Raw genomic sequence first — 25,261 nt, 5'->3', positions numbered from 1 at the left:
TTAATATTCTTTATTGTTATCTCAAAACCGATATCAAGCTAATGAATCAGTATGAATTCGCTGACAAAAATAAAAAAAGCACTTCATGCGAAGTGCTTTTTAATATTATGCGTTTATTAAATTTAATGAATCATGTAGCTCTGGTTTATCTTGTACATATCCATTTACCCAATTCGATAGTTGTTCTACATCATAAGGTAATAAATGGTTGATGGCTTTTCTTAGTTCCTTATAAAACAACTTAGGATCGAAACTAACATTTTCTAAAACTAAACGTGCGTAATCGAACATTGCTCTTGTTTTCATAATCTAACTTTTTTCTTTACTACTGTAGTAAATATAGCACATATAATAGGCTTTGCCCGTTTTTGGATTAAATTTTAATACAATTTTAGCAATTATTATTTCATTTATACTATTTAAACCAATTCTATATAATAAACTCAAATAAAAATCATTTTACTGAATTTTCTTCAAAATTCAGTATTAGAATCAAAAGTTAGCATACCTAGCAAGTCATATAATTACTGCCTATTGAGTCTAAAAAAATCCATTTACAGCCTAGTCAAAGACCACAAAATTGAAATCAGTAATAAAGCATCTATTAAAACTACCTTAACAGCTAAAAGATAAAACTGGCATTATATCAAAAGTGCTTATCCAAAAGGATAATTAGTAAATCAGTACTAAATAGATGGGACTTTCTTGAGGTTTTCTAGGAGATTGCTAGGGGTTTTCCTGCTAAAATGCACCTTTCAGCGAGTAAAAGTGCAAGGATACAGCAAGAAAAGTGAAAGAAAGCCCAAAGAAAACAGGTTTTATATTCAATCCAAAGTTGAATAATCAACAAGAAAAAGCTGTAACATAATTTGAATAATACCCCAATGTGAAACAAACTTATATCCTGTCATCCCTTAATTGATCAAGCAGATCCTTAATCATTAAGATCTCAACGATATAAAAACGAAAAGGCACCCTATAAAAGAGTGCCTAAACTATGGTTATGCAATAATAAACTTATTTACTACTATGACTGACTAAATAATGTTCATATATTATTGATTCAACTTATAACAAATAGAAAAACAGGATTATCTACCTGTTTACAAGAAGTAAAATTACTGATTCTATCTCCAAATGACTATAACTTTAATACAACTTTAGGACAATATACGGTCAGGTAATAATGCTCAAAAAAGACTTTAAAATACTATCATACAAACAAATTCATAGATATTGTACTATACGCCTATTGATTATCAATAAAAAATAGACTTACTTTGATTAGTATAATTATTTAGTTTTATTAACTGATGAACCTACTAAAAAAAACAGATTGGGCAAGGCTTGGTATTATTGCATGTACAATCATTTTCTTGATTACAGCTGTTACCTTCGAAATATTTGAATTAAACACCTTACCTGCTCAATTCTTTGGAACATTACTTGGTGTTGTAATTACGGCTATTATAACAGTCTTACTACTACAAGGTCAAACTAAAAGTGAAGAAAAAAGAGAGCGACACTTAATGGTTTTTGAAAAGAAACAGGAGGTTTTCTTTCAATTCCTAACACAACTAAACACAATCTTACAACGAGAATCGCTTAGTCCTCACTTGGCTACAGGTAAGAAGATAGAAAAGGAAGTGAACAACCTACATGATCTTATATTTGAATTCGGTTTTCTTCAAATGCATACCTCAGCAGAGACATTCGATAAAATCTTAGTTCACGTAGGCAATTTGATGATAGAAAGCAGTCAAATAAAAGTTGCTGAAAATCAATCTGTAGAGAAAGTAGAACAATACTATTTAACTCTTACTTCGGATTTCTTTTCGATTGTATCGTTATTAAAACAGGAACTATACAATGAATTCTCTCCTGATATTGATAAAGAAAAATTAGACCGCATTATACGTTTATCATTTTAAAGTAAACAATAATAGGGTGACTTCTCAGTCACCCTATTAAACAAAAAAAATCGATAATTAAAAAGTAAAATTAATAAGAAGCTACTGGCCAAAACATCCATGGTATTCGGCTTAATATTAATATTAAACCAATCACATAGTAAACAGCAACAGTACGGTTTTGTTTCTTAGCATCTTTCAAGCGCTTTGCCTTTGAAAAACCTATAGTGATGATCACTGCAGCAATAATCATAACAAGCGGATGTTCAACTGTGTAAAGTCGCAATAAAGTATCCTGCATGGCATCTGCACTGAGGCTTTTCATACCCCAAGGAGAAAGAAAATACATCAAAACACCTGCTACAATTTGAAAATGGGTTGCTCCCAGCCCTATAGCCGCTATCTTTTTGTTGTACGGCTGATTACTCATATACGCCTTCCAAGCATATACTATTGAAATTAAAATACCTAATAGCACCACATATCCCATAAAAGAATGTAAATGTTTTATCCCTACGTACATATTTATTGTTTTTAAATTGATAATTCAGTTTGTGGAATAAACACTCCTCAACACATTAGTTGTCAAAAGCTAATTCGAACAATCAGCTCTTTAAACACATTGTATTTCAACTCTCATTAGCATATAAAAAATAAGAAACACAAGAACTGTAAAGCTGCTAACGATCAAGGAGTGCTATTATCTAAATGAAAACAAAGTCAACATTTAGAACACAGATTAAAAAATGACGTCAATCTCTAACCTTCAATATTTTTATGTAGATTCTTTTAATCTACACCACCACCTAAAGCACGATAAAGTTTAATAGCGGATTGCCACTTGAGTAAACGATCGTTTGTGATTTGCATTTGCGCATACAAATATGATTGTTCACTTGTCAATACATCCGTATAATTAGTCGAAGAATGATATAACAGTAGCTTTTTGGTGTAATCTACGGCCAAGGAAAGTTTCTCTACTTGTATTTGCCTATTTTGTTCTTGAGTTTCAGCAGTCTGATACGCGTAAAGTGCGTCCGAAACTTCTTGACCAGCCACTAAAAGTGCTTTTTGAAAATTGTAAACCTTCTCCTGGTAATTTGCTTTAGCAACCTCTAATCTGGTTTTGTTTAAACGTTTATTAAAAATAGGTTGCAATAACCCTCCAGCTACATTGGCAAAGAACCCCGTAGATGTAAACCAATCCTTAAACTCATAACTCGAGAATCCCACCCCTGCTGTTAAAGTAAGAGAGGGATAAAATGCACGTCTTGCTGCACTTACTTCCTCAAAATAAGAGGCTAACTCATACTCTGCTACTCGAACATCGGGTCTGTTTTGTAGTAGTTGAACAGGAATACCTACTTGAATAGATTCATACATTTTCTGACTCTCAAAACTTCCTCTATCAATCACCTCTCCCACTTGACCTATCAAGGTACTTAGCGCATTCTCTATCTCTCTAATTTGGCGATACACTCGTGGCAAATCTGCTTGAGCGTCATAATAGTTTGCTTCACTTTGAACAACCGCAGCTCCAGTAACAACACTAGATTCCTTTAAGTTCTTCATAGTCTTGACATCTTCTTGTCTATTTTCAATAGTTTGCTTCAAGATGCGCACCTGCTCATCCAAGGTCAATAATTGATAATAGTAGTCAGCTATCTGAGCAACTAATTGCGTTTGTACAGCTTGCTGAACCGCTTCGGTTTGCATTAACCTATAAAAAGTAGCGCGTTTACTACTAGCGAGTTTTCCCCACACATCAAGTTCCCATGATGTATTGGCAAAGACATCGTGTTGGGTTGCATCTTTTACAAAGCCAAAGCCCTGTGGATAAGCTAAACGTGACCTCTTTAATCCACCACCGATACTCAAATCAGGTAGAAAGGCTGCCTTTGATTGTTTGAGCATTGCTTGAGCAGCATTAATTCTCTCAATCCCCATCTTTAAATCAAGATTGTTATCTAATCCTTTTTGGATTAAATCTTGCAAATAAGGATCCGCAAAGAACTCTTGCCAACTCACATCAGCTATATTTGTTGTATCAGTCGATTGAATATCTCTGTAGAGTTGAGTATCAACACTTTCTTGAGGTTGATACCTTTTGCTTGAACCACACGAGGTCAATGCTCCCGCAATGGCTAAAGCAAGTAAAAGTTTATAATGAGTTTTCATTGTCTAATAATTTAAAATCACAATTGATTCTCTGGGCAAAACAGTTAAGTAAAAGAGTGGAGGTACTCAGTCTAAAAAATACCTCCCACCCTTTTTATATAACTAATTAGCCTCCTCCATAGCAGTATCTGCCAGCGTTTCAGGTGCTCCTGAAATTTTTTCTTGAAGGGATTGGAACACAATAAAAAGAGCTGGTATTACCATTACCCCCACTAAAGTACCAATCAACATTCCTCCTACGGCAGCAGTACCAATTGATTTGTTGCTCAATGCTCCGGCACCAGTAGCCAACATAAGTGGTAATAAACCAAATATAAAAGCAAAGGAAGTCATCAAAATTGGGCGCAGACGCAAACGCGCTCCTTCTATTGCTGCATCGGCAATTCGCTGTCCTTGCAGACGTCTTTGCAGTGCAAATTCAATAATAAGAATAGCATTTTTGGCCAATAATCCGATTAACATAATCAAACTAATCTGCAAGAAAATATTGTTCTCTATTCCAAATAACTTGGCAAACAAAAAGGCTCCTGCAAGCCCAATTGGCAATGAAAATAATACTGCTAATGGCAAAATATAACTCTTGAACTGCGCACTAAGTAAGAAGTAAACAAATACAATGGACAATATGAAAATAACTATGGTTTGGTTTCCACTTGTACTTTCTTCTCTTGACAAACCAGAATACTCGAATCCGTATCCTTTTGGCAAAGTCTGAGCAGCTACCTCTTCAATTGCGTTAATTGCATCTCCCGAACTGTATCCTGCATTAGGACTACCATTTACAAAAGCTGAATTAAACAAATTAAAGCGAGTTAAGAACTCTGGGCTATATACTTTCTGCAAATCGATAAAGGCAGTGATAGGTGTCATAACACCTTGACTATTTTTCACATACAATCTATCTATTGCTTCTTTATTTTCTCTAAAGTTAGGATCAGCTTGAATCATCACTTTATACTGTTTTCCAAATCGGTTAAAATTCGTAGCATAAATACCTCCTAAATACCCTTGTAATGTCGTCAAAACTTCTGTTACAGTTACTCCTGCTTCTTTCGCTTTTGCAACGTTTACAGATACTTCATACTGAGGAAAATTAGTATTAAATGAAGAAGTGGCATACATAATTTCAGCACGTTGATTCAAGGCTCCTAAAAAGCCACCTATCACCTGTTCAAATTCTTTATAATCTCCACCGGTTTTATCTTGAAGTTGAATTTCGAATCCCGAACTATTACCAAATCCTTGTAAGGTAGGTGCGGCAAAGAAAACGATATTAGCATCTTTGATATGTGCTGTTTTGGCAAATAACTGTCCTACTACACTGTGAATATCTTGCCCTTTTTCCTTGCGTTCACTCCAGTGTTTTAATTTGATAAACTCAACAGCATACGAACTACCATTTCCACTAAAAAAGTCCATACCTGCCAAACGAGAAGTAAACTTAACCTCTGGGATACTCATAGCAATACTGTCAATCTGATTGGAAATGCGCTCTGTTTCTTCTAAAGAAGTAGACGGAGCTAAGATAATATTACCATATATTGAAGCACTGTCTTCATTAGGAACAAATCCCGTTTGAGTTGTTTTGGTTAAATACATAAATATACCCGCAAAAACAACTACTGTAGTTAAGGCAAGCCACAAGCGCTTGTTTAAAAACTTCAAAACACCAACATAGCGATCAGTCATTCGATCAAAACTGCTGTTGAAAGCTGTTTTCAGCCTATTAACCACTCCTCTTTTTTCTTGATGTATACCTGATTCTGGCTTTAACATAATCGCACATAATGCTGGACTCAAAGTCAAGGCATTAATAGCTGATATTAAAATAGCAACTGCTAAGGTGATACCAAACTCCTTGTAAAATACTCCAACAGATCCTTCAATAAAAGTTACGGGTACGAATACTGCTGACATAACTAAGGTAATCGAGATAATCGCAGTAGTTAACTCATCCATTGCACTGATTGTTGCCTTTTTAGCACTTTCAGCACCTTCATATAACTTGGCGTGTACCGCCTCTACAACGATAATGGCATCATCCACTACAATCCCAATGGAGAGTACAAGGGCAAACAAAGTCAATAGGTTAATTGTAAATCCGAACAAATTCAAGAAGAAGAATGTTCCAATTATCGCTACTGGTACTGCAATAGCAGGAATAAGTGTAGAGCGCCAATCTTGTAAGAATACCAATACAACAATAAATACCAAAACAAAGGCTTCAATCAATGTTGATATTAATTTGTCAATCGAAGCTAATAAAAAGTCATTTGAGTTTGCATAAACAGCAAATTTAGCACCTGCTGGCAGGTCTTTTTCAGCCTCTTGCAAGACTTGTTCACATTGCTTAATAATATCATAAGCATTCGAACCCGCTGTTTGGTTTACTGCTACATAGGTACCGTGTTCTCCATAGGCAGTCATCGTCATTGCATACGAATAAGCCCCCAAGTCAATCTCGGCAACATCTCTTAAATACAATACCTTACCATTGCCTAAAGATCGAATAACAATATCTCCAAATTCTTCTGGAGTTTCTAATCGCCCTGTGTATTTCAGCGCATATTGGAAACTCTGTTGACTATTCTCCCCTACCTTACCAGGAGCGGCTTCCACATTTTGCTCGTGCAAAGCATTTATAATATCTGTTGGAGTCAAACTATACGATGCCATGACATTTGGCTTCAACCAAATACGCATACTGTACTCTCTTCCTCCATATATCGCAGCATCTCCTACACCATTGATACGCTTTATCTTTGGCAATAAGTTAATGCGTGTATAATTCTCTAAAAACGCCTGATCAAACTGTCCATCTTCACTATAGAAAAGGAAACTAAAGATCTCACTTGCCAATCGCTTGGTAGTGGTAACCCCTTGTTTGACAACTTCTTCTGGAAGTTGACTCATAGCCTGACTTACACGGTTTTGAACGTTAACGGCAGCCATATCTGGATCTGCCCCTTGATTAAATGTAATTGTTATAACAGCAGAACCATCATTACTCGCTTTTGAGTTGATGTAAGCCATATCTTCTACTCCGTTAATCTGCTCCTCTAATGGTGTGATTACACTCTTCATCACAGCTTCTGCATTAGCACCTTGATAATTTGCAGTAACCTGTACCGTAGGTGGAGCAATCTCAGGATATTGTGTCATCGGTAAAGATGACAGTCCTAACACCCCGAGTATCACAATAATAATTGATATTACTGTTGATAATACGGGATTCTCTATAAATCTTCTCAACATAATTATATCCCCTTACTTTATAGTTTAATTTGAGTACCATCACTTAGGCCACCAATATCTTCACTGACAATTTTATCTCCTTGTTTTAATCCATCTTCTACAATGAAAAATTGACTTGAAGGTACTTTATCCATGATCTTGATTTCTGTACTTTTTACTACTCCATCAGCTCCTACGACATAGACAAATCGCTTTCCTTGTACGTCATAAGTAGCTTTTTGAGGTACTAATATTGCCTCTTGTATATCTTCGTATACGCGAAGAGTAGCACTATTACCACTTCTCAATAATGCTTTTGGATTTGAAAATACTGCTCTAAAATTAATACTCCCTGTTAGTGGATCAATTTGCCCGCTTACTGTATTAATCTTTCCTTTGTATGCATATTCCCCTCCATTAGCTAAAATCAAACTCACCTCTGGAAGCGATGCAATACGCTCAGATAATGACTTGTCTTGTGCTTTCTGCATAAAATCAAAAAACTGTTTTTCGTTCATTGAGAAATAAGCATTCACAGAAGTAATATCAGAAATAGTAGTCAACGCTTGAGCAGAAGCACTACTTACTAATGCACCAACTTTATATGGAATAAGTCCAATAACTCCATCAAATGGCGCTACAATTTGTGTATATCCAACATTAGCTTTTGCATTGCTTAGATTTGCTTTAGCTTGTGCAAGTTGAGCCTCCTTGCTTCTCAAAGCATACTGGGCAGATTCTAATTCGTAATTACTGATAATTCCCTCTTGAACAAGTGGTTTAGCTTTGGCTACTTGCATTATAGCATCATTCAATTCAGCTTCAGCTCTTTTTACATTGGCAATAGCACTTGCATTTTCCTCTTGAAATTGAGGGGCATAAATCGTAAACAATACTTGCCCTTTGCGAACAGACTGTCCTTCATCAACCAGTATAGACTCAATAAATCCATCTATTTTTGGTCGTAATTCCACATCTTTTATCCCTTGTAAGACTACTGGGTAATCGCTGTATATATTTGCTTTCTCTTTTTGTATTGAAAGCATTGGATAAGCCTCAACTTGGCCTGTATATCCGTGTCCTCCATCTTGGTTTTTATCTTGACAAGCCCCTGTAAAGGCTAAAATGGATAAGGTCAAAAATGCTGTTGTTTTGTTCATTTTTTAATCGTTATTAATGATGACTAAAAAGCTTAGAAGTAAATCTTCTATTTTTATCAATGGCAAAATTATCTGTTCAAAGGGTAGGTATAAAGGGCTAAAAAGCAGTTTTTTTAGTCAAAAGGTAAGATTCCCATCAATAAACCAAGTACCAAACAAATAGTTATGAAGTATGGCAACATTCCTTAAACAGCCTGTTACAAATCACAATCCTAAAAAATAGTTTTATTACACTCTAAAAACTCTTTGGCAAAATTCCTTGTATTGTGAACTACAAACAATTAATAAAGTTCGGTATAATTGTACAAAAACACGGATTAAGTACTTTTAAGTATATTTTAATATTTAGATTAAAATGAGCCTAAAAAACCAATAAATCACTGTAAACAAATTACTTGAGAAGGAAAAACATCCTTACAAACCAAAAAGAGAGTGTCTTATAAAAAAGACAAGTAGGCCAATTGAAGGTTAAAAAACACTTGATATTGGTAAAGAAAATTCAATCAAAAAGACAATCATAGATTCTCTCGATAGTTACTTGGGCTAATTCCCGCGTATTTTTTAAAGTATTTACCAAAAGTACTTTGGTCAGGAAAGTTTAATACCTCAGCAATAGTTCCCACTGATATCGTATGATCTTGCAGCAAAACTTTTGCTTCTAACACTACTTGAGATTGTATCCATTCACTGGCAGTCATTCCTGTTTCTGTAGAAATAACATGACTGAGATATTTGGGGTGTACATGTAGATACTCGGCATAAAACTGAACACTTCGTTGTTGTTTGCAATGCTTAGCTACAGCCTCTCGAAAACGCAAATCTAAAGAGTGAAGTGCTTTAGTTTGGTTACCGTATTTTTCATACATATACGCCACCTCATTAATCATGCTGTAGATTGCACCACGTACAACTTCAATGTGAAATGGATTGTCAGAGTTCACACGACTATCTATGACTTTAAACAAAGTCAGAAAATTAGTAAACTCAACTTCGTTTAATTGAGTCACACAACCACCTAAACTCGACAAATCAGAAAAAGAATTCAACACATTATTCTCAATAAGCTTGCTCTGCATAAAGTCTTCAGAGAACAAAATAGTACGCATTTCATAAGTGCGCTTGGTTTTGTCCCAACGTTTAATCGAAGTGGTATCTGCAAAGATAATAGCTGGAGCTTGGATGTGATAACGCGTTAAATCAATATAGAAAGTAATCTCTCCTTGTTCTAATAGACCAATTCCATAATAATTAGATCGATAAGGTTCCCCTGGATAATAGTCCAAGTTAATAGTAGGCATATAAATAAACTCACCTTTAGCCTCCAGTTCTTTAAAACCTGCTTTTAGTCTATCGAGTGTCTCCCATTTAATGTCCTTCATACTTTTGGTTGTATATCCTTGTAAGCAAATATATTTTATTTTGACAATAACTACAATAACCCACGACTTCATTCACTTATAGAATATAGCGCTTGTTTAACTCAAACACGATAAAAATGAACATTATTAATTATATTTGCTTTTCGAACAAAATCACAGACAGGATAGACTATGAAGACAATTGGATGGATAGGACTTGGAAATATGGGAAACCCAATGGCAGAAAACCTTTTAAAGGCTGGATATAAGCTTAATATATACCAACGCATCCCTAATAAAGTATCCCCATTAGTGGCGAAAGGAGCTGTTGCTATTCAAGAATTAACTGCTTTCATTAAAGCATCTGATATAGTCTTCTTAACCTTGCCTAACGATGCAATTGTAGAAGATACATTCAACCAAATTCTCACACAGGAGATAACGGGAAAGACTTTTGTCAATAGCAGTACTATATCACCTGTCTTAGCTAAAAAACTATATCAACAAATACAAGAAAAAAAGGCTCATTATCTAGATGCTCCTATATCAGGAAGTGTAAAGCCTGCTGTAGATGGTACACTACTATTCTTAGTAGGTGGAGACAAAACAATCTACGAACGCACTATCCCATACTTCGAGGTTATGGGAAAAAGTCATTACTACTTAGGAGAATCAGGTAGTGGTAGTAAAGCTAAACTAGCCATTAACTACTATATGTCTGTAGTAGTACAAGGACTAGCTGAGACTGTGCTATTGGCTGAACAAAATGGAATAAATAGAGAGATGATGACTGCTATCGTAAATGATAGTGCATGTGGCTCTGGTATGAGTAAGATAAAGACCTCTGCTATCCTAAGCGATGATTATCCTGCTGCATTTCCACTAAAATTTATGCTAAAGGACATTCGCTTAGCACAAGAGGCAGGATGGGATACTGCTCTGACACAGGCTGCAGAACAAGCGTATGCAAAGGCCAGTGAACAAGGATTAGCAGAACAAGACTTAATGGCGGTAATCAAAGCCATTCAATAATTATATATTAACAAACCTCAATCTAATACAGATGACGCACTTACAAGAAGTAATCGAAAAAGCGTGGGAAGACCGCTCACTTTTACAAGATCAAAACACTCAAAATACTATTCGTGAAGTTATAGAGCTGATTGACAGTGGTAAATTGCGTGTAGCTGAACCTAAGGGAACAGAATGGCAAATCAATGAATGGGTAAAAAAGGCAGTGGTACTTTACTTCCCTATCCAAAAGATGGAAACTTTAGAAGCTGGTATCTTTGAATATCACGACAAAATGCCTCTGAAGAAGAATTATGCTGAAAAGGGAATCAGAGTAGTGCCTAATGCTGTGGCTCGTCATGGAGCCTATATTTCTGCTGGAGTGATATTAATGCCATCATATGTGAATATAGGTGCTTATGTAGATCAGGGGACGATGGTAGACACATGGGCTACAGTAGGATCATGTGCTCAAATTGGAAAGAACGTACACTTATCAGGTGGTGTAGGTATCGGAGGAGTACTAGAACCCCTACAGGCAGCTCCTGTAATTATAGAAGACAATGCATTTATCGGATCGCGTTGTATCGTAGTAGAAGGTGTTCGAGTAGGAAAAGAGGCTGTATTAGGTGCTAATGTGGTACTGACAGCGTCTACTAAAATTATAGATGTAACAGGAGATACTCCTAAAGAAATAAAAGGATATGTACCAGAGCGCTCTGTAGTGATACCGGGTTCGTATACAAAGAAATTCCCTGCTGGTGAATATCAAGTGCCGTGTGCTTTAATAATTGGAACACGCAAAGCATCAACGGATTTAAAGACATCGTTAAACGATGCCTTAAGAGAGTATAATGTAGCTGTATAATCATGTTACATCTGTTAAAACAGAGTACTTACGGGTACTCTGTTTTAATTTATTACAAATTATTAATCAAATATCATGAGTAAACTTCTTTCTCAAAATTGTATTTTATTTTTCAAAAGATTTGCTTTAATCTTTATCTTCTATCAAGTATGTAGAATAGGGTTCTATTTCTATAACAGTCACTTGTTAGATCCATGGGATTGGAAAGTATTTATAGGTGGATTGCGATTTGACCTTGCTGCGCTGGGATTTTTAAATATGGCTTTTGCCCTACTTCATATCTTTCCAGGTAAATTTCAAACCAGAGCAGGTTACCAACAATTCTTATTTTACAGTTTTTACTTAGTCAATATTTTCTTTCTATGCTTGAACTACGTAGATTACGAATACTTTAAATTCATTGGTCGCCGTAGTTCTTATGCCTTCATTACAGCTACTGGAATGGAGCAAGAAATACCAGGTCTACTAAAAAACTTTATTGTTGATTATTGGTGGATACCACTATTCATGTTTTTATCTTTCTTTATTTTTTGGTTGATTTACAGAAAGATAGATTACAAAATAAAAAGAAGTTATATCAACGTAAAAGATATCATTATAGCAATATTAGTTATAGGTATTATGCTTGTTTTAGGCCGTGGTGGTTTACAGCATAAACCCATAAGATTAGTAGATGCTTCTCAGTACGGTGGGCTAAAAAACACAGCACTTGTCTTAAACACACCTTTCTCTGTTATCAAGACAATGGGGAAAAGTGAGGTCTTGGAAGAAGTACAATTTTTCACTGATAGCGAACTAAATAAAGTCTTTAATCCTATACAAGAATTCAAGTATGATAGCATAAATAAAAAGAATGTTGTCCTATTAATAGTGGAGAGTTTTGGTAGAGAAACCATGCACAGAGGCTTAACTCCTTTTATGGACTCTTTAGCACAAAACAGTCATTTCTTTGAAAATGCTTTTGCCAATGGTAAAGTTTCTATAGATGCTGTACCTTCAGCTATCTCAAGCATTCCAAGTTTAATGAACAGAACCTTTATATCATCGAGCTATGCACTAAACGATGTATATACCCTACCCAAAATCTTAAAAGAAAATGGTTATCACACCGCTTTCTTCCATGGAGCATTTAACGGAAGTCAAAACTTTGACCAATATGCAAATGTGGCGGGATTTGATGAGTATTATGGAAAGAATGAATATCAAGGTCCAGAGGCATTCGATGGTGCATGGGGAATATTCGATGAAGAGTTCTTACAGTTTTATGCAAAAAAACTAGATGAGTTTAAAAAGCCTTTTTTTACGACTTTATTTACAATTTCATCACACAACCCCTATACCATACCTGAGAAATACAAAGGGAAATTTCCAAAGGGAAATGCTGACATTCACGAATCTATTGCCTATGCAGACTACTCCTTGAAGAAATTCTTTGAAACAGCTAAAACTAAAGAGTGGTACAACAACACAATCTTTGTTATTACAGCTGATCACACTTGCTCAGAACCCAAGGAAGACCATTGGAAAACTAATGTAGGTAAGTTCAGAGTTCCAATCTTATTTTTTGCACCTGGAGACGAAAGTCTTTCAATAGAAAAAGTAGAAAAGAACTTTCAACAGATTGATATCTTGCCAAGTTTAATGGATTATCTGCAAATTAACACCAAAATAGTTACTTATGGTAAATCGTATAAATCAGAGCAAGATTTTGTTGTTAACTACTTAGACAATATATACAACTACGAAAAAGGCGATTATTACTTAGCTTTTGATGGAAAGAAAACATTGGGATTATACAATTGGAAAACAGATCCATTACTTAAGAACAATCTAATGAATACTGAATTAGAGGTTCTAAAACAAATGGAAGATTTCATCAAAGCTTACATACAATCATTTAATTTTAGAGTAAAAAATAATCAACTTACCATAGATTAAAAATTACAACATTAACACTATCTTTATACAGCTTATATACAACGAACAATTATGCCAATAACTGGATTAGTAATAACATTTAATGAGGAAAAAAACATTGGAAAGTGTTTAGATTCATTATTTCAGTACTGTGAAGAGGTAATCATCATTGATTCAAATAGCACAGATAAAACAGTCGAAATAGCAAAGAGCAAAGGAGCAAAAGTTTATTTGCAAGCATACTTAGGTGATGGTCCACAACGAACGTATGGTTTGCAATATTGTAAAAATGACTGGATAATGAACTTAGATGCTGATGAGTTCTTAGACGAGGATGCTTTAGCATTTATTCGCAAAAAAGAATATGAAAACAGCACCATTGATGCCTATAAATTTAGAGTCAAAAATTTCTTAGGAAACAAACTTATTAATTTCTCTGGATGGTATCCCGATTCAAAAGTTCGCTTTTTTAATAAAAAAACAGCTTTTCCTTCAGATCATATGGCTCATCAATACATTATCGCTACCAATGAAAAAAGCGTTAATGTACACATCTTGCACTATGGGTGGGAATCTTACAAACAAGTAATAGACAAGAAGAATCAATATTCTACTTGGGCTGCACAACAATTATTTGAAAAAGGAAAAAAAGTCTCGGCTTTTAAACCTATTTTAAATGGAACAGTTGCTTTTGTGAGATGTTATTTCTTCAAAAAAGGCATTCTTAACGGAATTGATGGTTTTGCATTTTCCTTAATACAATCTTTCTTTTCTTTCATGAAGTATGTCAAGTTAATCAATTTACATAGAGCAATAAAATAAATCACATAAAGTTATATTAAACAGATAGCTATTTTATAAAGTAGGGACCAAATAAAATGAAAAACAAACTAACACTTCTAATTCCAACCAAAAATGAAGAAACTAAAATTAGGGACTGCATTTTATCTGCTATTGATATAGTAGAAGAGGTCTATTTAATCGATTCTTGTAGTACGGATAAAACTGTAGAGATAGCAACAGAGTTAGGAGCAAAAGTGTTAACAAGAAAATTTGATAACTACTCCGATCAAAAAAACTGGGCTATCACACAAATAGACACAGAATGGGTTTTATTATTAGATGCAGATGAACAATTAACTGCAGAATTAAGAGAAGAAATAATCGAACTCTTTAAAAACAACAAACAAAATCAATATCAAGCTTACTGGGTTTTTAGACGTAATTACTTTTTTGAAAGACCAATTAATTATTCAGGATATCAGAATGACAAAGTAGTTCGCCTTTTTAAAAAAGACAATAGTTTTTATGTAAATAAAGTTCACGAGAATTTACAAGTGGAAGGCCAAATAGGTTTTCTAAAGAATAAACTCTATCACAATACCTATAGGGGTTTTGACTTTCACGTACAGAAATTAAGTCACTATGCAACATTACAAGCAGAAGATTACAACCTAAAAACAGGCAAGCTGACCTTCTTTCACTTTATTTTAAAACCAGGATTGCGTTTTTTAAAACACTATTTTTTAAAACAAGGTTTTAGAGATGGAATACCAGGACTTATCTTGTCATTTTTAAATGGTTATGCTACCTTTTTAAGGTATGTAAAACTGTGGATGCTTCGAAATAATATTGAAAAATAATCATAGTAAAAAAGGTTTTAGGCTTGAGTCTGAAACCTTTTTTTATACAAGCTTTTTAGCTATAGTAAAAGGCAATTTTATCTTTTTAAGTCCATTGAAACATTAATTTTTAAAATCTTATTTTTTAGTCTATTTTTGTGCATTACAACAACAACTAAATATTCTTAACGCAATGATTCATTTCTTCGAAAACCCTTCGAGAAAGTTCTACACAGTACAGGTGGAGAACAACTTATCTAATGAAGATATCCAAAAGTTAAACTGGTTATTTGGCAATGCCAAGCACATCAACGAGAAAACAATCAACGCTAAATTTGTCGGTCCACGTGCTACGATGATTACTCCATGGAGTACCAATGCTGTAGAGATTACTCAAAATATGGGAATCACTGGAATTATTCGCATTGAAGAGTTCGTAAAAGCAGAAGACTGTGAAGCATTCGATCCAATGTTATCACAAGAGTTCGAAACACTACACCAAGACATCTTTGCAATCAATATTGCTCCAGAAGCAATTAACTACATTGAGGACATCGCTAAATACAACGCACAAGAAGGTTTAGCTTTAAACGATGAAGAGATTACTTACCTAAATGACTTAGCGACTAAATTGGGACGTAAACTTACAGACTCTGAGGTATTCGGATTCTCACAAGTGAACTCAGAACACTGCCGTCACAAAATATTTAACGGTACCTTCATCATCGACGGAGAAGAGCAACCTACTTCTCTTTTCAAATTAATTAGAAAAACATCTGAGACAAATCCTAATGATATTGTTTCGGCTTATAAAGATAACGTTGCTTTTGTCAAAGGACCTAAAGTAACGCAGTTTGCTCCTAAATCGGCAGACAAACCTGACTTCTATGCAGAGACTGAGTTTGACTCTGTTATTTCATTAAAAGCAGAAACGCATAACTTCCCTACTACTGTAGAACCTTTTAATGGTGCTGCTACAGGATCTGGAGGAGAGATACGCGACCGTTTAGCTGGTGGGCAAGGTTCATTGCCGTTAGCAGGTACTGCTATCTATATGACATCATACTCTCGCTTAGAAGAAAACCGTCCATGGGAACAAGCAATGGACGAAAGAGCATGGTTATACCAAACGCCTATCGATATCTTAATCAAAGCTTCTAATGGTGCTTCTGACTTTGGTAACAAATTCGGTCAACCCTTAATCACAGGGTCTATCCTTACATTCGAGCATGAAGAAGACGCTCGTAAATTAGGGTTTGACAAAGTGATTATGCAAGCTGGTGGTATTGGATACGGTAAATTAGACCAAGCTTTAAAACACAAACCAACTGAAGGTGACCAAGTGGTGATCTTAGGTGGTGAGAACTACAGAATCGGTATGGGAGGTGCGGCAGTATCTTCTGCTAATACAGGTGCTTTCGGTTCTGGAATTGAGTTAAACGCTATCCAACGTTCTAACCCAGAGATGCAAAAACGTGCTGCTAATGCTATCCGTGCGATGGTAGAGGCTGAACATAACCCTATCGTATCTATTCACGATCACGGTGCAGGTGGACACTTAAACTGTCTTTCTGAATTAGTAGAAGAAACAGGTGGAAATATCAATTTAGATGCTCTACCTGTGGGTGACCCTACGCTATCTGCTAAAGAAATTATTGGTAATGAGTCTCAAGAAAGAATGGGATTAGTAATCGGTCAAAAAGACATCGATACTTTAGCGAGAATTGCAGAAAGAGAACGCGCTCCGATGTACACTGTTGGTGAGATTACTAATGATCACCGCTTTACGATAGAATCTAAAACAAAAGGAGATAAACCAATGGACTTCGCTATCGAAGATATGTTCGGAAGCTCTCCTAAGACAATCATGGATGATCAAACAATCAACCGTGTATATGCTGATTTAGATTACTCTGTATCAAAAGTAGAAGAATACTTAAACCAATTGTTACAATTAGAAGCTGTAGCTTCTAAAGATTGGTTGACAAATAAAGTAGACCGTTGTGTGGGAGGTCGTGTGGCTAAACAACAATGTACAGGCCCATTACAATTGCCATTAAATAACTTAGGTGCTATGGCACTTGATTACAAAGGTAAAGAAGGTATCGCAACTACTGTAGGACACGCTCCTGTAGTAGCTATCGTAGATCCTGCTGCAGGAAGTAGAAATGCTATTGCTGAGGCTTTATCTAATATCGTTTGGGCTCCTCTTAAAGAAGGAATCAAAAACGTTTCTTTATCAGCAAACTGGATGTGGGCATGTAACAATGCTGGAGAAGATGCTCGTTTATACAAAGCTGTAAAAGCGTGTTCGGACTTCGCTATCGAATTAGGGATCAATATCCCTACAGGAAAAGATTCATTATCAATGAAGCAGAAGTATCCTAACGATGAAGTTATTGCTCCTGGTACTGTTATTATCTCTGCTGCAGCAAACTGTACAGATATTACTAAAATAGTAGAACCTACTTTAAAGAAAAACGCTGGTTCTATTTACTATATCAACTTGTCTAAAGACAACTTCAAATTGGGAGGTTCTTCTTTTGCACAAGTACTAAACAAGATTGGTCAAGAGGTTCCTACTATCACTGATGCGGCTTACTTTAAAAATGCATTCAATGCTATTCAAGAATTAGTAGCTAACGAACAAATCGCTGCTGGACACGATATCGGAAGTGGTGGTTTAGTTACTTCTCTTTTAGAAATGACGTTTGCAGATGTGAACTTAGGTGCTAAATATGACTTGACTGCTCTTAACGAGAAAGACACCGTAAAAGCATTGTTTAACGAAAACATCGCGCTTATCGTTCAAGCTAAAGACGACGCTACTTTAGAACAAGCATTAGCTGCTAAAGGAGTTGTAGCTGTTAAGATCGGTACGGTTACTACTGATGAGAAAGTATCATTCACTAATGGATCAGATCACTTCGCATTTAGCGTACCTGCTATTAGAGATACTTGGATGAAAACGTCTTATTTATTAGACCAAAAACAAACAAAGAATAACAAGGCCGCAGATCGTTATAACAACTATAAAGAACAACCTTTAAACTTCAGTTTCCCAACTCAGTTTGACGGTAAAAAACCTGTAGTTGACGCTTCTAAACCAAGACCTAAAGCAGCTATTATCCGCGAGAAAGGTAGTAACTCAGAAAGAGAGGTTGCTAATGCAATGTTCTTAGCTGGTTTTGATGTAAAAGACGTTCACATGACAGACCTTATTTCAGGTAGAGAAACGCTTGAAGATATCCAATTTATCGGAGCTGTAGGTGGATTCTCTAACTCTGACGTATTAGGATCTGCAAAAGGATGGGCTGGTGCATTTATGTACAATGAGAAAGCAAATACAGCATTGAAAAACTTCTTTGCTCGTCAGGACACTTTATCTGTAGGTATCTGTAACGGGTGTCAGTTGTTTATGGAATTAGAATTAATCAATCCTGAGCACGAAGTACACGGTAAGATGCAACATAACGAATCTCAAAAACACGAGAGTATCTTTACTTCTGTAACTATTCAAGAGAACAACTCTATTATGCTTTCAACTTTAAAAGGAAGTACTTTAGGAGTATGGGTTTCTCATGGAGAAGGTAAATTCAACTTACCTGAGACAGAAGATAAATACAATATCGTAGCGAAGTATGCCTATGAGGCTTACCCTGCTAACCCTAATGGTTCTGACTTTAACACTGCTATGATGTGTGATACAACAGGACGCCACTTAGTAATGATGCCTCACATCGAGCGTTCATTATTCCAATGGCACTGGGCTAACTATCCAGAAGGAAGAAAAGATGAAGTTTCTCCTTGGATGGAAGCATTCGTTAATGCACGCGAGTGGATTGAAGCAAACAACGCTAAATAATCAAATAGCTTACATACAACAAAGCCTCCTAATGGGAGGCTTTGTTATTTGTATTACCTTGTTCTTGTTCACAGAGTATTTATAACAATACACTTATTTTGTGTGTCTTTGTTTTAATACAGCCTCTATGTCACTTAGCATAAAACCTTTTGCCTTTAAAAGGATTAAATAGTGGTACAATAAATCTGCTGCTTCATTCTTAAACAAATCATCATTGTCATCTTTAGCTTCGATAACCAGCTCAACTGCTTCTTCCCCTACTTTTTGAGCTACCTTGTTTATACCTCTTTTGTAAAGTTCATTGGTATATGATGACTCTATATTATCATCTATTCGCTCACTGATGATTTGTTCTAATTGATAGACAAAGCCTTTGTCTGCCATTTCTCCAAAACAAGAAGTAGTTCCTGTATGACATGTTGCTCCTACTGCCTCTACGGATATCAAAAGGCAGTCCTGGTCACAGTCCGTCTTAATATCTTTGACCAATAAATAATTTCCTGAGGTTTCTCCTTTGGTCCAAAGCCTATTCTTAGTACGACTGTAGAACGTTACTTTTCCCTGTGTGATTGTCTGTTGGTAGGCCTTTTCATTCATATATCCTTGCATCAATACTTGCATAGAATCTTTATCCTGAATAATCACAGGTACTAACCCATTTCCTTTATTAAAATTGATATTTAATTTCATCTTACACTTATATTATTTGTTTTTAACGCCTGCTTTAACTCTGGTATACCTACTTCTGCATAGTGAAAAATACTCGCTGCTAAGGCACCTGTCGCTTGCGTCTGAGTGAATACCTGTGTGAAGTGTTCTATAGCACCTGCACCACCTGAAGCAATCACAGGAATATTCACTTCCTTGGCTACCTCAGCTGTAATATCCAGTGCAAAACCGTCTTTTGTACCGTCATTATTCATAGAAGTTAATAATATTTCGCCTGCCCCTAAGCGCTCTACTTCTCTTGCCCACTCTACAGTCTTAAGATCTGTTTTAATACGCCCGCCTGCACTGTATACCCACCACTCTCCATCTTCATATTTTGTATCTATAGCTACAACAGCGCACTGACTCCCTAGGGCTTGTGCTATTTCGCTAACTAGTTCTGGTCTTTTAATCACAGCAGAATTAACACTTACCTTATCCGCACCTGACCTAACTAATTCGATCGCCTGTTCTTTAGTGCTAATCCCTCCTCCTACTGTAAATGGTATATTTATCTGACTCGCGATCTTATTTACTAAACCAATTAATGTCTTTCTATTCTCGATTGTAGCAGTGATATCTAAAAAGACTAATTCATCTACGCCTTCCACTACATAGCGTTTTGCCAATGTTATAGGATCACCAGCTCGCTGTATATCAACGAAGTTAATCCCTTTGACCACCTGGCCATTCTGAATATCCATACAGGCTATTATTCTCTTCTTTAGCATAATTCACTCAACTCTTTTAAGGTTATCTTTCCTTCATAAATAGCTTTGCCTATGATTACTGCTTCACAACCTATCTCTTTTAGCTTGTACAATTCAGCTACAGTAGTTAATCCACCACTAGCGATCAACTTAACTTCTGTATTCGCTATAATCTCTTTATACAGCTCTATGGCAGGTCCGCTTAGCATTCCGTCTTTTTCTATATCAGTGACTATGGTATAAGACACCCCTCTCTGCTCATACGACTGGATAAACTCTAAAACGTCTGTATCGGCAGAGTCTAACCATCCTTGAGTCATAATCTTGCGTTGCTTACAATCTGCTCCCAATATTACTTTCTCACTTCCATAAGCATCTAACCACCTTAAGAATAGTTCTGGCTTAGTCGCTGCTATACTTCCTACAGTCACTTGCTTAGCACCGCTATTAAAAGCAGTAATGATATCTTCATCCTTCTTAATACCTCCACCGAAGTCTATCTGTAGATTGGTTTGAGTAGCTATCTCTTCTAATACCTTAGCATTCATTATTTGGCTCGACTTAGCACCATCTAGATCCACTACGTGTAGATACTCAATTCCTGCATCTTCAAACTGTTTTGCCACTTCCACTGCACTGGTATTATACACTTTAGAGGTGTTATAATCCCCCTTAGATAGTCGAACGCACTGCCCTGCTATTATATCTATCGCTGGTATAATTCTCATAATTCTAAAAAATTCTTTATTAATAGTTCTCCTACTTTACCCGACTTCTCAGGGTGAAACTGCACTGCATAGAAATTATCCTTTTGTAAAGCCGCCGAAAAAGGTTGTATATAGGTATTCACAGCAATAGTACTCTCACTTAATGTTGCGTAATAACTATGCACATAGTAAAAATCATCTGCCAATTGTATTCCTTTAAATAAAGGTCCTTTCACACTACTAAAGTTGTTCCATCCCATGTGAGGAACTATGTCTAAGGCAGGAAACAGCTTTACCTCATTATCAAAGATACCTAAACCTTCTACTCCTCCCTCCTCACTCGATTTACACAACAACTGCATTCCTAAACAAATTCCCAAAACAGGTTGTTGCAATCCTATAATTACTTTATCCAACCCCTTGTCTATTAAGTATCTCATCGCAGATGAAGCCTCTCCTACTCCTGGAAAAATCACCTTATCTGCACAGGTGAGCATCGCTAGATCATCTGTCACTATAGTCTTATACCCTAAGCGTTCTATTGCATTCTGTACAGACTGTACATTACCTGCATTGTATTTTATAATTGCGATCATAGTATACCTTTAGTACTAGGGATATTGTAATTTTCTGTCTTGCTCACTGCCATCTTTATTGCCTTAGCAAAGGCTTTGAATATAGACTCTATCTTGTGGTGTTCATTATCTCCCTCTACCTTAATATTTAGGTTACAACTCGCTGCATCAGAGAACGATTTAAAGAAGTGAAAGAACATCTCTGTAGGCATATCACCTACTTTTTCTCTCTTAAACTCAGCCTCCCATACTAACCATGCCCTTCCTCCAAAATCAATAGCTACCTGTGCTAAACACTCATCCATCGGAAGTAAGAATCCATATCGCTCTATCCCTTTCTTAGTACCCAATGCTTTTTTAAAGGCTGTACCTAAGGCTATAGCAGTATCCTCTATCGTATGGTGCTCATCTACTTGCAAATCTCCTTTTACCTGAATCTCCAAACCGATATTACCATGTCTGTTCACCTGTTCTAACATGTGATCAAAAAAGGCTAATCCAGTATTAATCTTACATTCTTTAGCACAGTCTAAGTTTACAGATATATCAATAATCGTTTCATTGGTCTTTCTATATTCTTTCCCTATACGAGGCTGTTGTTTTAAAAACTGATAGATTTCTTCCCAGTCCATTGTAGACAGAGCAGCTCTATCATCCTTTAATTCATTGATATAAATAGCTTTACTCCCTAAGTTCTCTGCCAATTGTATATCTGTAAATCGATCTCCTAATACATACGAATTAGCCAAATCATAATCACCATATACATACTTACCTAACATTCCGAGCCCAGGTTTGCGCGTAGGTTTATTCTCATAGTCAAAAGAATCATCTACATAAATATCTGTAAATGTCACTCCCTCGTCTGCTAGTGTATCCAAAATAAAGTTCTGTACTGGCCAGAAAGTGTTTTCTGGAAATGAAGCAGTTCCTAGACCATCTTGATTACTAACTAATACAAGTATATAATCTAACTCTCGAGCAATTTTAGACAAACTAGATATTGACTTGGGTAAGAATACTAATTTTTCAAAACTATCTATCTGAAAGTCTTCAGGTTCTTTAATAATAGTTCCGTCTCTATCTATAAACAATACTTTCTTTTTCACGTTCTATAGCTTTTAATGCAGTTATTAATTGGTTGTTTTCCTGTGGTGTTCCTATCGAAATACGCAAAGTATTTTCTACTACTTTACTTCTATTTCTCACGATAATCTGTCTATCTATTAACTCTTGATACAGTTGATCAGCCTTGTCGAATTTAACTAAGAGATAATTAGCTTCTGAAGGATAGATAAACGATGTAATAGACAATGTACTTAATTCTCTAATCACTCTTTCTTTCTCACTTAAAAGTAGTGCTATTCTCTCTTTAAAGCCCTCGACATCCCTTAACGTTTCAATCGCAAGTTGCTGATTAACAACACTCAAATTATAAGGAGACTTCACTTTATTAAAATAGTAAAGCACCTCTTCATTCATCCATGCCATACCGATGCGTAGACCTGCCATTCCCCACCCTTTAGACAAGGTCTGTAAAATGATTAGATTACTATATTGTGACAATTTATCTAACCAAGAAGGTTCATTACTAAAATCAATATACGCTTCATCGATTATAACGATTCCTTTAAAGCGATTAAGCAATGTGACTATTGTTTCTTCACAGATTAGATTGCCAGTAGGGTTATTAGGCGAACAGATAAACATCAACTTCACAGTATCATCGTTTAGATAAGGCTCTACCATTGCTTGTTCGATCTGAAATATCTCATCTAGAGGAAGTGTAATTAGCTCTACAGCATTGATATTAGCATACACTTGATACATTCCATAGGTTGGTGTAAATACAATAGCTTTATCCTTATTGGGCTCACAGAATATACGATAGGCTAAGTCAATAGCTTCATCACTTCCATTACCTAAAAACAATTGGTCAGCACTACCTCCTTTTACCTTACTAATCACTTGTTTTAACTCAAGTTGATAAGGATCAGGATAGCGGTTCACTTTACCATAAGGATTCTCATTCGCATCTAAGAATACCTCCTTATCTCCTTTATACTCATCTCTTGCACTGGTATAAGGAGATAAGATCTTAATATTAGGGCGTACTAATTCGTTTATATTTATTTTACTATTACTCATTACTTAGTTTTTTAAGGCGAATACTAACAGCGTTTTTGTGAGCGATTAACTCCTCTGCTTCTGCCATTACTTCTATTGTTTTACCTATATTTTTCAGCCCTTGTTTTGTTAACTTTTGAAAAGTAATCTTCTTTACAAAACTATCTACAGATACCCCGCTATAGCTCTTGGCATATCCATTAGTAGGTAAGGTATGATTCGTTCCGCTAGCATAGTCCCCTGCACTCTCACATGAGTAAGCGCCTAAGAATACTGAACCTGCATTGATCACTAAGTCTATATACTTCTCGGCATTCTCTATATTCAAGATTAAGTGTTCAGGTGCATAAGCATTGCTAAAAGCAATACATTCTTCTATAGTCGATAATTCTATCATCAAGCTATTGTTCAATGTCTGTATGGCTAAGTCCTTTCGAGGTAATTCTTCTAATTGTTTTTCTAAAGCCTCTGTTACTTCACTTAACTTTTGTTTCGTTGTCGTTACCAAGACTACTTGACTATCTGTCCCGTGTTCTGCCTGTGACAACAAATCTGCAGCTATATAATCTGCATCTGCCACCTCATCAGCGATAACTAAAACTTCACTAGGCCCCGCTGGCATATCAATAGCTACACCTTCTGCCTGTACTAGCTCCTTAGCCTTAGTCACATACTGATTACCAGGCCCGAATATCTTATAAACTTGAGGAACAGTCTCTGTACCGTAGGCCATAGCAGCAATAGCCTGAGCTCCTCCTATTTTAAAAATTGTATCTATTCCTAAATATTGAGCAGCATAAAGTACTACTTCATTTACCTTGCCTTGTTTGTTACACGGTGTACACAATATCAACTCTTTACAACCTGCTAACTGAGCTGGAATAGTTAACATTAATAAAGTAGAGAATAGAGGAGCTGTTCCCCCTGGTATATAAAGTCCTACCTTTTCTATTCCCACACTCTTTCTCCAACAGTTAACCCCTTCTGTTGTTTCTACTTTTTCCTCTTGTATGATCTGAGATTGGTGAAACTTTTTGATATTAGATGCAGCTATCTTTATAGCTTCTTTTATTTCCTGACTGACTGAAGTAGTGGCTTCTTCAATTTCTTGTTTGCTTACTCTGAAGTTTTTCAGTTGTACTCCATCGAATAATGAGGTGTAATTCTCAACAGCTACATCCCCTCTATCTCTAACTTGTTTTAGTACAGTACTAATACTCTCATTTAAACTTTCTGTAGTAATAATAGGACGTTTGATCAATCCTATCCATTCCTCTTTTGTTGGTTTGTATATTGTAATCATAACTTCTT

The 25,261-nt window shown here is 35.8% G+C and carries 20 protein-coding genes; 7 read left to right on the top strand and 13 right to left on the bottom strand.

Annotation, left to right across the window (positions count from 1 at the left end; genetic code table 11):
• Positions 1 to 105: 105 nt before the first annotated feature.
• The gene (locus GOQ24_RS05035; RefSeq protein ID WP_155091275.1) at positions 106 to 306 is read right to left on the bottom strand and encodes a hypothetical protein; all 201 of its coding nucleotides are present in this window, start codon (positions 304 to 306) and stop codon (positions 106 to 108) included.
• Between the two features lie 1,007 nt (positions 307 to 1,313).
• Between GOQ24_RS05035 and GOQ24_RS05030 the strand changes: the two genes are divergently transcribed.
• On the top strand, positions 1,314 to 1,931 hold the full coding sequence (locus GOQ24_RS05030; RefSeq protein ID WP_155091274.1) for a hypothetical protein: 618 nt from the start codon (positions 1,314 to 1,316) through the stop codon (positions 1,929 to 1,931).
• A gap of 70 nt (positions 1,932 to 2,001) precedes the next feature.
• On the opposite strand, the gene GOQ24_RS05025 is transcribed toward GOQ24_RS05030, so the two are convergent.
• From GOQ24_RS05025 to GOQ24_RS05005, 5 genes are all read right to left on the bottom strand, one after another.
• A complete protein-coding gene (locus GOQ24_RS05025; protein WP_230381491.1) occupies positions 2,002 to 2,433 on the bottom strand; it encodes a hypothetical protein in 432 nt (143 codons plus the stop codon).
• 266 nt (positions 2,434 to 2,699) lie between these two features.
• Positions 2,700 to 4,088, bottom strand: a complete 1,389-nt coding sequence (locus GOQ24_RS05020) for an efflux transporter outer membrane subunit (RefSeq protein ID WP_155091273.1) — start codon at positions 4,086 to 4,088, stop codon at positions 2,700 to 2,702.
• A 102-nt stretch (positions 4,089 to 4,190) separates the two neighbouring features.
• Positions 4,191 to 7,343, bottom strand: coding sequence for an efflux RND transporter permease subunit (locus tag GOQ24_RS05015; RefSeq protein ID WP_160339235.1), 3,153 nt, complete (start codon positions 7,341 to 7,343; stop codon positions 4,191 to 4,193).
• Between the two features lie 17 nt (positions 7,344 to 7,360).
• Positions 7,361 to 8,482, bottom strand: a complete 1,122-nt coding sequence (locus tag GOQ24_RS05010; RefSeq protein ID WP_160339234.1) for an efflux RND transporter periplasmic adaptor subunit — start codon at positions 8,480 to 8,482, stop codon at positions 7,361 to 7,363.
• Positions 8,483 to 8,997: 515 nt separating this feature from the next.
• Positions 8,998 to 9,861, bottom strand: coding sequence for a helix-turn-helix domain-containing protein (locus GOQ24_RS05005; protein ID WP_155091270.1), 864 nt, complete (start codon positions 9,859 to 9,861; stop codon positions 8,998 to 9,000).
• A gap of 171 nt (positions 9,862 to 10,032) precedes the next feature.
• Between GOQ24_RS05005 and GOQ24_RS05000 the strand changes: the two genes are divergently transcribed.
• From GOQ24_RS05000 to purL, 6 genes are all read left to right on the top strand, one after another.
• A complete protein-coding gene (locus GOQ24_RS05000) occupies positions 10,033 to 10,872 on the top strand; it encodes an NAD(P)-dependent oxidoreductase (RefSeq protein ID WP_155091269.1) in 840 nt (279 codons plus the stop codon).
• A 31-nt stretch (positions 10,873 to 10,903) separates the two neighbouring features.
• The gene (locus GOQ24_RS04995; RefSeq protein WP_155091268.1) at positions 10,904 to 11,719 is read left to right on the top strand and encodes a 2,3,4,5-tetrahydropyridine-2,6-dicarboxylate N-succinyltransferase; all 816 of its coding nucleotides are present in this window, start codon (positions 10,904 to 10,906) and stop codon (positions 11,717 to 11,719) included.
• A 75-nt stretch (positions 11,720 to 11,794) separates the two neighbouring features.
• Entirely contained in the window at positions 11,795 to 13,657 is a 1,863-nt protein-coding gene (locus tag GOQ24_RS04990; RefSeq protein ID WP_155091267.1) for an LTA synthase family protein, read from the top strand.
• A gap of 51 nt (positions 13,658 to 13,708) precedes the next feature.
• Positions 13,709 to 14,458 carry a glycosyltransferase family 2 protein gene (locus tag GOQ24_RS04985; RefSeq protein ID WP_155091266.1) on the top strand — a complete coding sequence of 250 codons (750 nt, stop codon included), beginning with the start codon at positions 13,709 to 13,711 and terminating at the stop codon, positions 14,456 to 14,458.
• A 56-nt stretch (positions 14,459 to 14,514) separates the two neighbouring features.
• Entirely contained in the window at positions 14,515 to 15,279 is a 765-nt protein-coding gene (locus GOQ24_RS04980; protein ID WP_155091265.1) for a glycosyltransferase family 2 protein, read from the top strand.
• A 172-nt stretch (positions 15,280 to 15,451) separates the two neighbouring features.
• Complete coding sequence (gene purL, locus GOQ24_RS04975; protein WP_155091264.1) at positions 15,452 to 19,123, top strand: phosphoribosylformylglycinamidine synthase; 3,672 nt, start codon at positions 15,452 to 15,454, stop codon at positions 19,121 to 19,123.
• Between the two features lie 93 nt (positions 19,124 to 19,216).
• On the opposite strand, the gene hisIE is transcribed toward purL, so the two are convergent.
• The 7 genes from hisIE to hisD are packed head-to-tail and all read right to left on the bottom strand — an operon-like array spanning position 19,217 to position 25,253.
• The gene (hisIE, locus tag GOQ24_RS04970; protein WP_160339233.1) at positions 19,217 to 19,813 is read right to left on the bottom strand and encodes a bifunctional phosphoribosyl-AMP cyclohydrolase/phosphoribosyl-ATP diphosphatase HisIE; all 597 of its coding nucleotides are present in this window, start codon (positions 19,811 to 19,813) and stop codon (positions 19,217 to 19,219) included.
• Positions 19,810 to 20,562 carry an imidazole glycerol phosphate synthase subunit HisF gene (gene hisF, locus GOQ24_RS04965; RefSeq protein WP_160339232.1) on the bottom strand — a complete coding sequence of 251 codons (753 nt, stop codon included), beginning with the start codon at positions 20,560 to 20,562 and terminating at the stop codon, positions 19,810 to 19,812. Before hisF ends, hisIE begins: the two co-directional genes overlap by 4 nt.
• Positions 20,556 to 21,269, bottom strand: coding sequence for a 1-(5-phosphoribosyl)-5-[(5-phosphoribosylamino)methylideneamino]imidazole-4-carboxamide isomerase (gene hisA / locus GOQ24_RS04960; RefSeq protein ID WP_155091261.1), 714 nt, complete (start codon positions 21,267 to 21,269; stop codon positions 20,556 to 20,558). The genes hisF and hisA overlap by 7 nt, the downstream gene beginning before the upstream one ends.
• A complete protein-coding gene (hisH, locus tag GOQ24_RS04955; protein ID WP_155091260.1) occupies positions 21,266 to 21,844 on the bottom strand; it encodes an imidazole glycerol phosphate synthase subunit HisH in 579 nt (192 codons plus the stop codon). The genes hisA and hisH overlap by 4 nt, the downstream gene beginning before the upstream one ends.
• Complete coding sequence (hisB, locus tag GOQ24_RS04950) at positions 21,841 to 22,932, bottom strand: bifunctional histidinol-phosphatase/imidazoleglycerol-phosphate dehydratase HisB (protein ID WP_160339231.1); 1,092 nt, start codon at positions 22,930 to 22,932, stop codon at positions 21,841 to 21,843. Before hisB ends, hisH begins: the two co-directional genes overlap by 4 nt.
• The gene (hisC, locus tag GOQ24_RS04945) at positions 22,904 to 23,971 is read right to left on the bottom strand and encodes a histidinol-phosphate transaminase (protein ID WP_160339230.1); all 1,068 of its coding nucleotides are present in this window, start codon (positions 23,969 to 23,971) and stop codon (positions 22,904 to 22,906) included. The genes hisB and hisC overlap by 29 nt, the downstream gene beginning before the upstream one ends.
• Positions 23,964 to 25,253 (bottom strand): histidinol dehydrogenase, encoded by a 1,290-nt coding sequence (gene hisD, locus GOQ24_RS04940; RefSeq protein ID WP_160339229.1) that lies wholly within the window; start codon positions 25,251 to 25,253, stop codon positions 23,964 to 23,966. Before hisD ends, hisC begins: the two co-directional genes overlap by 8 nt.
• Between the last annotated feature and the right edge of the window lie 8 nt (positions 25,254 to 25,261).

Origin of the sequence: Myroides sp. LoEW2-1, assembly GCF_009767705.1 — a bacterium.
GTDB lineage: Bacteria > Bacteroidota > Bacteroidia > Flavobacteriales > Flavobacteriaceae > Flavobacterium > Flavobacterium album_A.
Note: the sequence above shows the minus strand (reverse complement) of the source record. Positions and strands in the feature narration are given on the sequence as shown.